We start from the raw sequence: 13874 nt of genomic DNA, 5'->3' as shown, positions 1-13874 counted from the left end.
AAGATGTGGAGGGGGCGGCTCAGCTTCCAGCCCCTGCCGTGACCAGGTCAATCACGAACAGGCAACACTCAGTTCCTCCACACGACCTGAGAACGGCGAAACCCCTTAGACCGTCACGAACGCGGCCGTCAGCAGCGCGATCCCCGACCCCGCCATCACCCACGCGATGCGCGTCCGCCGCAGCCCGCCCGCCACCACGACCGAGGCGAGCAGCAGCGCGCCACCCATCGGCACCCACGAGTAGAGGATCCCGGAGGGACCGGAGCGCACCACGTCGTCGCTGCCGGGCTTCACCACCACGGTGTACGTCCGTCCCTTGCGCACGGCGACCGTGTGCTCGATGACCACGCTCCCACGGGCGGCCGACCCCACCGACGCCGGCGTGTACGGCCCCGTACAGGTGTCCTCGCCGCACCGCGTCACCTCGACCGTGCCGCGCTCCCGCCCCTTGGTGAGCATCACGTGCTGGGCCGTCCCCCAGGACGCCCACACACCGGCGATCAGGATCAGCGCCGCGACCGTACCCATCGCCACGAGCCGCCCCCACCGCAGCGCGGTCACGGAGGCCTGGCGGGAGGTGGTGGCAGTGGCAGGCATGGCGGGGATCATTGGCCATGGCACTGCGGCCGGTCAACTTCGGCGGGCGTCGGGGGCGGAAAAGTCGCCAGTTGTACGTACCTTTCCCCAGCCCTTCCCCAGGCCCGCTGCTCACCTCAGGAGTTGTACGTCCCCTGCGCCCGCTCCAGCCCGTCGATCACCAGACACTCCACCGCGTCCGCCGCCCGGTCCACGAAGTAGCCCAGCTCCTTGCGCTCCGCCGACGAGAAGTCCTTCAGCACGAAATCCGCGACCGGCATACGCCCCGGAGGCCGCCCGATCCCGAACCGCACCCGGTGATAGTCCGCACCCATCACCTTCGTCATCGACTTCAGACCGTTGTGCCCGTTGTCCCCGCCACCGAGCTTCAGCCTCAGCACCCCGTAGTCGATGTCCAGCTCGTCATGGACGGCCACGATGTTCGCCACCGGCACCTTGTAGAAGTCCCTGAGCGCGTTCACCGGCCCACCCGACAGGTTCATGAACGACATCGGCTTGGCCAGCACCACCCGCCGGTTCGCCGGCCCGGGCGGCCCGATCCGCCCCTCCACGACCTGCGCCTGCGCCTTCCCAGCCCGCTTGAACCGGCCCCCGATCCGCTCCGCGAGCAGATCGGCGACCATGAAGCCGACGTTGTGCCGGTTGGCGGCGTACTCGGGCCCGGGATTACCCAGCCCGACGATCAGCCAAGGGGCGCCTGCATCGGTCGTCACGTACACGTCTCCTTGATACGCGCCGACCGCCGCCCCCGAGGGGAGCGGCGGCCGGCAGCCGGTATTCCGGGGAGGATCAGGCCTCGGTGGCCTCGGCCTCGCCCTCCGCCGGGGCCTCCTCGGCCTGGGCGGCCAGGATCTGGAGGACGACCGCGTCCTCGTCGGTCACCAGCGTGGTGCCCTCGGGCAGCGGGATGTCCTTGGCGAGGATGGAGTCGCCGGCCTCCAGGCCCGCGATGGAGACGGTGACCGACTCCGGGATGTGCGTGGCCTCGGCCTCGACGTTCAGCGTGCTCAGCACGTGCTCGAGCAGGTAGGCGCCCGGCGCGAGCTCACCCTCGGTGTGGACGTAGACCTCGACGTTGACCTTCTCGCCACGCGTCACCAGAAGCAGGTCGACGTGCTCGAGGAAGCCCTTGATCGCGTCGCGCTGCACGGCCTTCGGGATCGCCAGCTGGGTCTTGCCCTCGATGTCCAGCGTGAGCAGGACGTTCGGGGTGCGCAGGGCGAGCTGCAGCTCGTGGCCCGGCAGCGTGATGTGAGCCGGCTCGGAACCGTGACCGTAGACAACGGCGGGAACCTTGTTGTCACGGCGGATACGGCGGGCCGCACCCTTGCCGAACTCGGTACGGGTCTCGGCGGCGAGCTTGACGTCAGCCATGGTCACTCCTCGTAGAACAGTCGGGGAAGGTGGTCACCCGGCCAAACAATCGGCCTGCTACGAAGAGCGCGTCGATAACGGACAGCCGATCCACCGTCGTAGAAAACGGAGAACGGCCTCCCTCGCCGAGCAACTTCAGCAGTCTACTCAGAGAGGGAGGCCGCACCCAAAAGGATCTTCAACCAGGTACCGGGAACGAGCCCGAGGAACCCTTACTGCTCGTCGAACAGGCTCGTCACCGAACCGTCCTCGAACACCTCACGGACCGCACTCGCGATCGTCGGCGCGATCGACAGCACCTTGATCTTGTCCAGGTCCGCACCCAGCTCACCCGGCGTCGGCAGCGTGTCCGTGAAGATGAACTCGCTCACCCGCGAGTTCTTCAACCGGTCCGCCGCCGGACCCGACAGCACACCGTGCGTCGCCGTCACGATGACATCCTCCGCACCGTGCGCGAACAGCGCGTCCGCGGCCGCGCAGATCGTGCCACCGGTGTCGATCATGTCGTCGACCAGCACACACACCCGGCCCTTGACCTCACCCACCACCTCGTGGACGGTCACCTGGTTCGCCACGTCCTTGTCGCGCCGCTTGTGCACGATGGCCAGCGGAGCGCCCAGCCGGTCACACCAGCGGTCGGCGACCCGCACCCGGCCCGCGTCCGGAGACACGACCGTCAGCTTGCCCTTGTCGACCTTCTTGCCCACATAGTCCGCGAGGAGCGGCAGGGCGAACAGATGATCCACCGGCCCGTCGAAGAAGCCCTGGATCTGATCCGTGTGCAGATCCACGGTCAGGATGCGGTGAGCACCGGCCGTCTTCATCATGTCCGCGATCAGACGCGCCGAGATCGGTTCACGCCCACGGTGCTTCTTGTCCTGCCGCGCGTAACCGTAGAACGGCACGATGACGGTGATGGAGCGGGCCGACGCCCGCTTCAGCGCGTCGATCATGATCAACTGCTCCATGATCCACTTGTTGATCGGAGCCGTGTGGCTCTGGATCAGAAAGCAGTCCGCACCGCGAGCCGACTCCTGATAGCGCACATAGATCTCGCCGTTCGCGAAGTCGAAGGCCTTCGTCGGGACAACCCCGACACCCAGCTGCTGGGCGACCTCCTCGGCAAGCTCGGGGTGGGCGCGGCCGGAGAAGAACATCATCTTCTTCTCGCCGGTCGTCTTGATCCCGGTCACAGCACTGTCTCCTCAGAGGTGTTTCAACTGGGTACCGATAGACCTTCTCCGCTGGCTGCGAGAGGCCGTCTCAGCTGGTGGGGCGTGCGGGTATGCACCTATCACGGTACGCCGTGTCCGACGCACCCGTTTCCGGTCAGCCTTCGCTCTCACCCTGCCGGGCAGCCGCCTCAGCCGCCTTCGCAGCCGCGCTCCCCGGACGCTTACGGGCCACCCAACCCTCGATATTCCGCTGCTGACCGCGGGCCACGGCCAGCGAACCGGGCGGCACGTCCTTCGTGATCACGGACCCCGCGGCGGTGTACGCACCGTCCCCGACCGTGACAGGCGCCACAAACATGTTGTCCGAACCGGTACGGCAGTGCGACCCCACCGTCGTGTGGTGCTTGTCCTGCCCGTCATAGTTCACGAACACGCTCGCCGCACCGATGTTGGTGTGGTCCCCGATCGTCGCGTCACCGACATACGAGAGATGCGGGACCTTCGTCCCCTCCCCGATGGAGGCATTCTTCGTCTCCACATACGTACCGACCTTCGACCCGGCACCCAGACGCGTACCCGGCCGCAGATAGGCGTACGGCCCCACAGTCGCCCGCGGACCGACCTCCGCCCCGTCCGCCACCGTGTTGTCCACCCGAGCCCCCGCACCCACCCGCGTGTCCCTCAGACGGCTGTTGGGCCCCACCTCGGCACCCTCACCCAGATGCGTCGAGCCCTGCAGCTGCGTCCCCGGATGCACGACCGCGTCCTGCTCGAAGGTGACCGTGACATCCACCCAGGTCGTGGCCGGATCGACGACGCTCACGCCGGCCAGCATCGCGCCCGTCAGCAGCCGGTCGTTGAGAATCCGCCGCGCCTCCGACAACTGCACCCGGTTGTTGATCCCGGCGATCTCCCGATGATCACCGGCGACCGAGGCACCCACACGATGCCCCGCCTCACGCAGAATCCCGAGAACGTCGGTCAGATACTCCTCACCCTGCGAGTTGTCCGTACGGACCTTCCCCAGCGCGTCCGCGAGAAGCTGCCCGTCGAAGGCGAACACCCCGGAATTGATCTCCCGGATCGCCCGCTGCGCATCGGAAGCGTCCTTGTGCTCGACGATCGCCGTGACGGCCCCGGAGACGTCTTCACGCACGATCCGGCCGTAACCGGTCGCGTCCGGCACCTCGGCCGTCAGCACGGTCACCGCGTTGCCGTCGGCGGAATGAGTGGCGGCGAGCTGCCGCAAAGTCGCACCGGTGAGCAAAGGAGTGTCCCCGCACACGACGACCACGGTCCCCTCCACCGGACCGCCCAGTTCCTCCAACGCCATCCGCACGGCATGCCCCGTACCGTTCTGCTGCGCCTGCACCGCCGTGCGCACCTCGGCGTCGGTCTCCGTCAGATGCGCGGTGACCTTCTCACGGGCGTGGCCCACGACCACGACCAGGTTCTCCGGCTGCAACTCACGCGCAGCGGCGAGCACGTGGCCCACGAGGGACCGGCCACAGATATCGTGCAGAACCTTGGGTGTGGCCGACTTCATACGGGTGCCCTCACCCGCTGCGAGAACGACGACGGCTGCCGGGCGAATGGCGCTCACGGGGTTGCCCTTCGGCTGTGGAGGGGGAGGGGTGGACATCCGCAGGATACCGGGGCGTTTCGTGGGGGACATGAGAGTGGGCCCTGACAGTGCTGTCAGGGCCCGGTTCAGCAGCTCCGCCGGCTGGATTCGAACCAGCGTCTCAAGGCTCCAAAGGCCTGCGGGATGCCGCTACCCCACGGCGGATTGCTGCCTCAAACCTTACCGGAGGACGGAAGGGCATGATCCCGCCCGGCGGAGTCCACCATCCCGGACCACCAGCCTTCGATGCGGCGGTACAGATCTGCGCTCTGAGAGACGCTGACGACCAAGCAACCCCGATAGCCCTCGCCCACGTTCTTTCGCACGGTCTTCGGGTTGTGCTTCTTGATCGTCGTCTTCTGGAAGGTCGAGACGTCCACGCCGACCAGGTCGGCCCAATAGCGCTTGGCCGCCTCGATGTCAGCAGTCATGTGGATCATCACGCGGTACTGAATCCGCCCCGGCGCCACGCCAAGCAGGTTCAGCCAAGCCCCGTAGATCTTGATGACGCCGGGGTCGCTGTTGACGAAGATCACCTTTTCGCGGCGGTCGTACGGCTTGTCCTTCGAGCCCTCCGCCCAGTAGAGCGCGACACCGGCGAGGAACAGATCGCGGTGGGACAGTGCACCGATCTCTTGTGAGGCAGTCATCTTGGTCCGCTGCCGCTGCTCGTCCCGCACCGCCAGCTCGTGCTCCCAACGCTTCCGTCCCGCCAGCTTCGCCTGCTCCGTCGGATCGCGTCGCTCCGGCTTCGGCAGATCCCGTACCCACAGCGAGATCGAACTCTTGGAGCACCCCAACTCCACCTGGATCTGGTCGTACGTCCAGCCCTGGAGCCGGAGTTCCCTCGCCTTGTCCCGCAGGTCGTCCTTCGCGTTCGGGCGCTTCGTCCATTCCGGAGGCGGCTCGCCCTCCAGGAGGCGGTTGAGGATGTCGTTGTTGTCGACGTGCAGGTGGTCGCGGATCTGGCGTCGGCTGAGTCCTGCCCGCCGCAGCGTCACCGCCTGCTCCCGCAAGGCCTCGAAGTCCATGTACTTGCTCGCTGAATGTGCCATGGGCATACCGTCCGGGCGGAATCCGATCTTCCGGAGTCGAACGGTGAGCGATTCAGCAGTTCGAGGGATATCGGTCGGTTTCGTTGCCGTTCGATCACGGACTGTGGTGTAGGCCAGTCGCGGAAACTCACCGGAAAAGGGGCGCCCGGCGCCCGTAGGCTGGGAGGCATGACCACGACGGGGGAAGAACATGCCACGGCCTTGGGAGGGCCGTGGTGGTGGGCCAGGTGGCGCAGTGCGGTGCTGGACGTGGGTCTGGCCGTGGCGTCCGCGGTGGAGTGTGGAGTGGAGGGGGTTCCGTTCGCGCGGGACGCGGGGATTCCGGACGCCGCGGGGGTGGTGTTCGGCGTCCTGGCCGGGTCGGTGCTGGTGCTGCGCCGCAAGTGGCCGATCGCCGTCGTGCTGGTGGCGATCGCGATCACGCCTGCCTGGATGGGCTTCCTGATGGGCATCGTGGGTCTGTACACGCTGGCGGCGTCCGAGCTGCCGCGGCGGATCATCGGTTCCCTGGCGGGGATGCAGCTGGTGGGGACGTTGATCGTGACGTTCGTGCGGGTGCGGCAGGGGGTGGCGCAGGGTGACTGGACGATGGGGGACTGGTTCGTCCCCTTCGCCTCGCTCGCGACCTCGATCGGCCTGACCGCGCCGCCGTTGCTTCTCGGGCTGTATGTGGGGGCGCGGCGGCGGTTGATGGAGAGCTTGCGGGAGCGGGCGGACAGTCTGGAGCGGGAGCTTCAGTTGCTTGCGGAGCGGGCCGAGGAGCGGGCGGAGTGGGCTCGCAACGAGGAGCGGACGCGGATCGCCCGTGAGATGCACGATGTGGTGGCGCATCGGGTGAGTCTGATGGTGGTGCATGCCGCGGCGCTTCAGGCCGTTGCCCGTAAGGATCCCGAGAAGGCGGTGAGGAATGCCGCGCTGGTGGGGGACATGGGGCGGCAGGCGTTGACGGAGTTGCGGGAGATGCTCGGGGTGTTGCGTACGGGTGGGGCGGCCGTGCGGCGGGACAGTGTGCCGTTGGTGGCTGTGGGGGTGGCGGCGGCCGCGGCGGCGTCTCGGGTGGTGGACGACGAGGGTGTGGCGGACGGGCCGTGTCTGTCGGATCTGGATGTGCTGGTGGGGCAGTCGGCCGCGGCGGGGATGGTGGTCGATCTGTCGGTGGAGGGGGAGACGCGGTCGTATGCGGCGAGGATCGAGCGGACGGCGTTCCGGGTGGTGCAGGAGGCGTTGACGAACGTCCACAAGCATGCGGCGGGGGCGAAGACGCACGTGCGGCTCGCGCATCGGGTGTCGGAGATCGCGATGCAGGTGGAGAACGAGCCGCCGCCGGAGCTGATGTCGGCGTCGTCGGCGCGGTTGCCGTCCGGGGGTAACGGGTTGGTGGGGATGCGGGAGCGGGTCGTGGCGTTGGGTGGTGTGTTCGTGTCGGGGCCGACGGATGCGGGGGGTTTCCGGGTGTCGGCGGTGATTCCGGCCTCGTAGTGCGGTTGGTCGGGTGTCTCAGCCTGCTGTGAGGCGGGTCGGTTCGATGCCGGAGACGAGGGTGGCGAGGGCCTGGTCGAGGTCGGGGGCGAGGTACCAGTCGCCGGTGTGGTCGAGGGCGTAGACGCGGCCTTCGGTGTCGATGGCGAGGAGGGCCTGGGTGTCGGTTTCTGCGCCGAGGGGGCAGACCTCGGTGTCGAGGGCGCGGCCCAGGTCGGCGAGGGTGCGGGCCATGTGGAGGCCGTGCAGGGGGTCGAGGTGCAGTTCGGCGGGGGCGATCTGGCGGCCGGGGCCGGTGGGTGTGAGGTGGAGGCCGCCGAATTCGGCCCATGCTTCGACGGCGGCGGGGAACACGGCGTGGCGGTGTCCGGCGGGTGAGGCGTGTTCCCGCAGGGCGTCGGCCCAGATTTCGGCCTGCTTTATGTCCCAGCGTCCGGGTTGCCAGCCGGCGGCGCGCAGGGCGGCGTCGACGGGTACGGGGAAGCGTGTGGTGGAGGTGCGGTCGGGGTGCATCTTCCCTTGGTTCGTCGAGATCGTCGAGGTCGCGGTTGTCGGGGTGACGTGGCGTGGGGTGGTCGTGACCGGTGCCTTGTCGATGATGTGCGTTCTGTTGGGGTGCGTTCTGTCTTGTACGCCCCGTGGTGTCCCATCGGGTGGTGTGCGTCCGGGTGGTGTGCTTCCGGTGGTTGACGTCCCGGTGTTGTACGTGGGGGTGTGCCTGATCGACTCAGTCGCCGGTCGTCGTGGAGTCGACGACGCGGACGCCGAAGTGGGCGCTGAGGGCGGCGCAGGCGCGGCAGGGGGCGGCGAAGCTGCCGTGCAGGGGGTCGCCGTCCTCGCGGATGTGTCTGGCGGTGAGTTTGGCCTGTTTGAGGGCTCTGCGGGCCTCGCCGTTGGTCATCGGTCTGCGGGCCGCGCGTTTGCTGCGGGCGGCGTCGATGGCGGTGATGTGGCGGGAGATCAGCATGGTTTCGGCGCAGCGGCCGGTGAAGCGGTCGCGCCGGTCGCTGGGGAGGCTGTCGAGGAAGTCCTGGACCAGGGGGTGCAGGGCGGGGGGCTGGTCGCCGCGGGCGGCGGTGCCGGTGAGGGTGGCGCCGCGTACGGAGAGTGCGGCGGCGACGGTGGGGAGTATGCCGTCGCGGCGGTGGCGCAGGGTGGGGGCGTGTGGGGTGTCGGTGCTGCTCCAGCCGATGCGGGGATCGCCGGACGTGCCGTTGTGCGGGCCTGTGTGCGGACCTGTGTGCCGGACGGTCCGGGGGTCGCCGGACGTGCCTGGTCGCGGTCCTGGGTGTGGTCCCGTCTGTGTCGCGTTCATGATCGTCATCCCCTCACGAGCATCCCCCGGACGACACAGAGTGCCAAATGCCGTGGCTGCTGCGGAAGCTGGGGCGGTGCGACACGCCCGGGTTTGGGCGGGCTGTCACGGCGGGGTGACGGCTGGTCACGGAAGCGGAGGGGTGCTGACCGGTGCCCGGTGACCGGTCTTGTCGTACCGCATAGGCTGTCGGCACCGCGATCCGCGCGGTCGACGCGTGGAGACGGACGAGACAGTCGTTACGGGGCGTAGTGGCCGATGGTGGTCGTTACGGGTCGTACCAGAGTGCCGCAGGGGGCAACCGCCATGACGACAGGTCGGCTCGGGCAGCAAGCCGCGCCGCCGAACGCGGCCTACGCCGGGCAGGTCGTGCATTTCCCGGATCCGGTCCGGGCGGCCCGTCACCCGAGAGGGGTACGGGTGGACGAGCACGGCTACCCCGACTTCTCGCCCTACGCGCGTGCGGTCGCGGAGATCGCCGATCCGCCGGAGGGTTTCGGGGTCGACGAGTTGCGGCTGACGGACTACGTGTCGGCGAACGCGGCCCTGGCGGCCACGGGGCACGAGTTGTGGGACACGGTGCCCGCGGTGGCGACGCCGCACGGCTGGACGTGGCATCACGCGGCGACCTCGCGGCGGCTGGAGCTGGTGCCGGTTGACGTGAAGGCGTTGTTGCGGCATCACGGCGGTATCGCGACGGCGGCGGTGGACCAGAACAAGAGGGGTACGCGGCCGCTTCAGGAGACGCGTCCCGCGCACTTCGGGCTGCCGAAGTCGGGTGTGGCGGTGACGGAGTCGCAGGTGCTGGGCGTCGAGGAGGACCTCGGGTACCGGCTGCCGGGCGCGTACCGGTCGTTTTTGAAGGCGGCGGGCGGGTGTGCGCCGGTGGGCGCGGCGCTGGACGCCGAGTTGGGTCTGCTGATCGACCAGCCGTTCTTCACGGTGCGGGACGAGGCGGCGGTCAACGACCTCGTGTACGTCAACAAGTGCCTGCGTGACCATCTGACCAAGGACTATCTGGCGGTCGGTTTCGTGCAGGGCGGCTTGCTGGCGGTGAAGGTGAAGGGCGAGCGGGCCGGTTCGGTGTGGTTCTGCGCCTACGACGACGCCCGGGACGTGGATCCTTCGTTGCCGCCGGCGCAGCGGGTGGAGCGGTTGCTGCTGCCGTGCGGTGACGACTTCGACGCGTTCTTGTCGCGGCTGGCGGGCAATCCGCCGGAGTTGGAGACGGTGGCGAACCTGATGGTGGACGGCGGGTTCGCGCGGTCTGTTCCCGTCTCGTCGGTGGGGGAGTGAGCTGGACGATGGTGACGTTTGCGCAGGCGCAGGAGCGCGCCGAAGAGTGGATCAACGGGGATGTGCCGCCGTACCAGCATCGTGAGGTGCGGGTACGGGAGTTCGACCTCGGGTTCGTGGTGTGGGCCGAGGACCGTGCGGACGGGCCGCGTTCGGACGGCGGCGCTCAGCGGCTGGTCATCGCCCGGGACAGTGGGGAGGCCACGTTGTGGCCCTCGCTGGCGGTGGGCGAGGTGATCCGCCGGTACGAGGAGGAGTACGGCCGTGCGGATGCCGTCGCCGACGCGGTGCCGGCTCCCGCGGCCCGGGTCGACCTGAATCAGACGTCGTTCTTGCTGACTCCGCCGGAGTGGTTGCAGGAGGCGGCGGACAAGTTGGGGATTCCGGACCGGCGGAGTGCTGCGGCTTCCGGCGGTGCCGGGGGTTCCGGTTCCGGTGCGGCCGCCGCTTCCGGTCCGGCCGCCGCTTCCGCGGGGGCTGGTGCCGGCGGTGCGTCCCGGGGCGGTGACGCGCTTCCTCGGACGCAGGCCGGACCTTCCGGTGTCGTGCCCGCCGGGGCGACGCCCTGGGCCGGGACCGACACCAACGGGGATGGCGGTGAGGACCGTTCGGTGCCGTTGCCCGCGACCGTGTTCGCGCCGCCGCTGAGTGGTGCCGACGACGAGGACGCGTCGCCGGACGCCAAGACGGCGCTGATCTCGGGCGGCAGCGGGCTTCCGCCGACGGCGTTCGCGCCGGCGGTCGACGATCCGAACGCGCCGGGTGCGCAGGGCGGCCCCCCGGGGGCCGGGGCTCCGGGTGGGCCGACCGGTCCGGGTGCGCGGTCGTCGTACGGGTATCCGCAGGCTGGGGGCGTGCCGGGTGTGCCTTCGGGGGCGCCGCATTCGCCTCCGCCGCCCGCGCCGTCGTCGTACGGCTATCCGCAGGCTGGGGGTGGGCCGGGTGTGCCTCCCGGTGCGACGCCTCCGTCTGCGCCGGGTGCGCCGTCGTCGTACGGCTATCCGCAGGGGACCGGGGGTGGCGCCGGGACTGCTCAGCCTCCGGCCGCCGGGGCCGGTGTTCCGGGCGGGCGGTCGCTCGCGCCGAACGCCGGGGACATCGCCGACGCCGCGACGAGCAAGGCGGCGCCTCCGCCGCGCCGCGCCGGGGCCAACCCGCCGCCTCCGCCGGGTGCCCCGGGGACGCCGGGCGCGCGTCCGGGTGGTCCGCCCGCGCCGACCGGGCCCGGTGCGCCGGGTGCGCCGGCGGGCGGGTACGTGCCGACGCAGATGGTGTCGGCGCTTGGCCCCGACGGTCCTCAGGGACCTGCCGGCGGGCCGGGAGCTCCGCAGGCTCCGGGGGCGCCGAATCCGCCCGGTCCGCCGGTTCCGCCCGGTGCTCCGACCCCGCCCGGCGGTACGCCTCCGGGCGAGGTCCACCATGCCGCCACGATGTTTGCCGATCCGGGGCGGACGGGCCCTGGCGGGCCTGGGCCGCAGCCGCCGGGAGCTCCTGGGGCGCCCGGTACTCCTGGTGCGCCTCAGCCCCCTGGTGCGCCGGGCATGCCTCGCGGGCCTCAGCCGCCTGGCGCCCCCGGTGCACCCGGTGCGCAGGGCTCTTCCGGGGGTGCGCGAGGCGCCGTGCACCACGCGGAGACCATGTTGGCCGGGCCTCCGGTGGGCGGACCCGGCGCGCCTCCGCCGCCGCCTCCGCCGGCCCCCGGCGCGCCCGGCGCAGCTCCCGGCGCTCCGCAGCCGATGCCGCCCGGCGCCATGCCGCCGCCCGGTGGGATGCGGCCGCCTGGTGGCATGCCGCCGCCCGGTGCGATGCCGCCGCCCGGGCAGCCCGTGCCGGGGCAGCCGGCGGCGTACGGCTATCCGCAGCAGCAGGGGCAGCCGACCGTCGGGCCCGGCTATCAGGCCGTACTGCGGTACCGCGCGCAGGACGGTTCCGAGCAGCAGCTGATCCGGCGTTCGGCGCCGGGGACCCCGCATCCGGAGTGGCAGATCTTCCACGAGCTGCGAGCGATGAACGTGCCGCCGGACCAGGTGCTGGAGCTGCACACGGAGCTGGAGTCCTGTGAGCTGCCGGGTGCGTACTGCGCGCGGATGATCCGGGAGCAGTGGCCGCAGGCGAGGATCGCGAGCATCGCGCCGTACGGCACGGATCACGCGAGCCGGCAGCAGGGGATGCAGCAACTCATAGAGCACCAGGGTGAGTTGCACCAGGTCGCCGACGGGCCTGCCCGCCCGGCCCCGATCCGGGCGCCGTTGCCGCAGGTGCAGCCCGCGCCGCCCATTCCGCCGGAGGGTGTGGCGCAGGAGGTGGCGGGCGCGTTCGGGCCGGGGGTGTTCCGGTTCGAGCAGGCGGCCGTGTCCCGGCAGGGCGTGCCGTCGGTCGTGGCGCACTCGCTGGTGGTCGCGGGGCTGCCGATGGACATGGGTCCGTTCTTCTGGGCGCAGGCCCAGCCGGGGCGGCCGGTGCCGACGCTGGCGGAGCTGGCGGCCGAGCGCGGGGTGCAGCCGGCCTCGGACGCGGGCTCGTACCTCGTCATGGGCAGCGACTTCGGCCGGGCGATCTGCGTGCAGTACGGCACGGCGAACATCGTGGCGGTGCCCGTGGAAGCGGGGCCGGGCGGTGCGCCCGTACCGCCGCAGTTCGTGAACACGGGGCTGCCCGAGTTCCAGCGGTGTCTGGCGCTGCTCGGCCGGATGTGGCGGCTCCGGTTCGGGCTGAACCAGGAGCAGGCGGGACGCTGGACCGTCGACTTCCAGGCCCAGCTCGCCGCGCTCGACCCGGCGGCGCTCGGTTCGCCGGAGAGCTGGTGGTCGGTGCTGCTGGAGCAGATGTGGGACGGGCTGCTGTGAGGCGCCCCGGCTGAGCGGGACGCGCTCCGCGCGGTGAGGGCCGGACCCGGTCGTGTGATCGGGCCCGGCCCTTACGCGTGTGCCGGCTGACCGGGGAGCGGGGAGGACGGAGCGGGGAGGACTGGGGGCCTGGGAACGTGACACTCGCGCGGAGTGTCGCGTTATGAACACTTCCGTCCGATATATCAAGATGGCCGCGAAATCATCATGTCGCATCCGTTCGTGTCGGTTCGGGTCCGTTCGGCGGAGAGGGGTTCCAGGATGAGCAGCGCTTCGGTCGCGCCACATGGATTCATGGCTGTCATGGCTGTTCGGGGGCGCGGCTACCGTCCCGAACAGGTCGACGCGTACGCCGGCGCCCTCTCCCGGGACCGCGACGCCGCCTGGGAGCGCGCCGCCCGTCTCACCGTCCTCGCCAGGGAGATGGAGACGGAGGCGGCGCTGCTGCGGGAGACCGTGGCGGAGCTGGCTCCGCAGACGTACGAGGCGCTCGGGGAGCGTGCGCGGCGGCTCTTCGAGCTCGGGCAGGAGGAGGCCGACGCCGTACGGGAGGGCGCGCGGCAGGAGGCGCAGCGCCTTGTGACGGAGGCGCGGGAGCACGCGGACGCCGTGCGCGAGGCCGCGCAGGCGCACGCCGACGCCGTACGCTCCGAGGCCGACGAACGCGCCCGGCAGCGCCTGCTCGCGGCGCGCGCCGAGGCCGACGACATCCGCGTCGGTGCCCGGCGCGAGGTGAAGGAGGGCCGCGGGGAGGCCCTTGCGGCGTTGCGCGAGGTACGGCAGCGCACCACCGCGATGCTCGACGAGCAGGCCAAGGAGCTTGCCGGGCGTTGGGCGGAGGCCGAGCGGGAGGCGGAGGAGCGGGCGGCCGCGCTGGACGCGCGCACCGCCGAGCGGGTGGCGCGGGCCGAGGCCGTCCTGTCGGAGGCGAAGCAGGCGTTCGCCGACGGGGAGGCGTCGGCGCGGCAGCGGCAGGAGGAGGCGCAGACGCGGGCGGCCGAGGTGGTCGCGGAGGCACGGGCGCGGGCGGAGCGGATCGCCAGGGAGACGGAGCGGGTGCTGCGGGAGCACGGCGAACGGTGGGACGACGTGCGGGCGCAGATGGATCACGTA

12 protein-coding genes and 1 tRNA gene are annotated in these 13874 nt (G+C 70.7%); 4 read left to right on the top strand and 9 right to left on the bottom strand.

Annotated features, from left to right (window positions below):
• Positions 1–105: 105 nt before the first annotated feature.
• The 7 genes from KUM49_RS43255 to KUM49_RS43225 form a co-directional block, all read right to left on the bottom strand.
• The gene (locus KUM49_RS43255; protein WP_217242428.1) at positions 106–609 is read right to left on the bottom strand and encodes a hypothetical protein; all 504 of its coding nucleotides are present in this window, start codon (positions 607–609) and stop codon (positions 106–108) included.
• Between the two features lie 104 nt (positions 610–713).
• Positions 714–1316: an aminoacyl-tRNA hydrolase gene (gene pth / locus KUM49_RS43250; RefSeq protein WP_217242427.1), complete on the bottom strand. Its 603-nt coding sequence runs from the start codon at positions 1314–1316 to the stop codon at positions 714–716.
• A 70-nt stretch (positions 1317–1386) separates the two neighbouring features.
• Complete coding sequence (locus KUM49_RS43245; RefSeq protein WP_217242426.1) at positions 1387–1971, bottom strand: 50S ribosomal protein L25/general stress protein Ctc; 585 nt, start codon at positions 1969–1971, stop codon at positions 1387–1389.
• A 212-nt stretch (positions 1972–2183) separates the two neighbouring features.
• Entirely contained in the window at positions 2184–3164 is a 981-nt protein-coding gene (locus tag KUM49_RS43240; RefSeq protein WP_217242425.1) for a ribose-phosphate diphosphokinase, read from the bottom strand.
• A gap of 136 nt (positions 3165–3300) precedes the next feature.
• Positions 3301–4749, bottom strand: a complete 1449-nt coding sequence (gene glmU / locus KUM49_RS43235; protein WP_217242424.1) for a bifunctional UDP-N-acetylglucosamine diphosphorylase/glucosamine-1-phosphate N-acetyltransferase GlmU — start codon at positions 4747–4749, stop codon at positions 3301–3303.
• Positions 4750–4863: 114 nt separating this feature from the next.
• Positions 4864–4935 (bottom strand) — tRNA-Gln (locus tag KUM49_RS43230).
• A gap of 8 nt (positions 4936–4943) precedes the next feature.
• Positions 4944–5825 carry a hypothetical protein gene (locus KUM49_RS43225; RefSeq protein WP_217242423.1) on the bottom strand — a complete coding sequence of 294 codons (882 nt, stop codon included), beginning with the start codon at positions 5823–5825 and terminating at the stop codon, positions 4944–4946.
• 168 nt (positions 5826–5993) lie between these two features.
• Here KUM49_RS43225 and KUM49_RS43220 point away from each other — a divergent pair, with 168 nt between their 5' ends.
• Entirely contained in the window at positions 5994–7304 is a 1311-nt protein-coding gene (locus tag KUM49_RS43220) for a sensor histidine kinase (RefSeq protein WP_217242422.1), read from the top strand.
• An 18-nt stretch (positions 7305–7322) separates the two neighbouring features.
• On the opposite strand, the gene KUM49_RS43215 is transcribed toward KUM49_RS43220, so the two are convergent.
• Together KUM49_RS43215 and KUM49_RS43210 are read right to left on the bottom strand one after the other, a co-directional pair.
• The gene (locus tag KUM49_RS43215) at positions 7323–7817 is read right to left on the bottom strand and encodes an SUKH-3 domain-containing protein (RefSeq protein WP_217242421.1); all 495 of its coding nucleotides are present in this window, start codon (positions 7815–7817) and stop codon (positions 7323–7325) included.
• Positions 7818–8031: 214 nt separating this feature from the next.
• Positions 8032–8628 carry a YwqJ-related putative deaminase gene (locus KUM49_RS43210; RefSeq protein ID WP_217242420.1) on the bottom strand — a complete coding sequence of 199 codons (597 nt, stop codon included), beginning with the start codon at positions 8626–8628 and terminating at the stop codon, positions 8032–8034.
• A gap of 297 nt (positions 8629–8925) precedes the next feature.
• Between KUM49_RS43210 and KUM49_RS43205 the strand changes: the two genes are divergently transcribed.
• From KUM49_RS43205 to KUM49_RS43195, 3 genes are all read left to right on the top strand, one after another.
• A complete protein-coding gene (locus tag KUM49_RS43205; RefSeq protein ID WP_217242419.1) occupies positions 8926–9915 on the top strand; it encodes an SMI1/KNR4 family protein in 990 nt (329 codons plus the stop codon).
• Between the two features lie 8 nt (positions 9916–9923).
• On the top strand, positions 9924–12761 hold the full coding sequence (locus tag KUM49_RS43200; protein ID WP_217242418.1) for an SUKH-4 family immunity protein: 2838 nt from the start codon (positions 9924–9926) through the stop codon (positions 12759–12761).
• A 261-nt stretch (positions 12762–13022) separates the two neighbouring features.
• Positions 13023–13874: cellulose-binding protein (locus tag KUM49_RS43195; protein WP_217242417.1), on the top strand; the 852-nt coding region annotated here is incomplete at its 3' end.

The sequence above is a fragment of the Streptomyces sp. AC555_RSS877 genome (assembly GCF_019049245.1).
Classification (GTDB): domain Bacteria; phylum Actinomycetota; class Actinomycetes; order Streptomycetales; family Streptomycetaceae; genus Streptomyces.
This window is presented reverse-complemented; position numbering and strand designations above follow the sequence as displayed.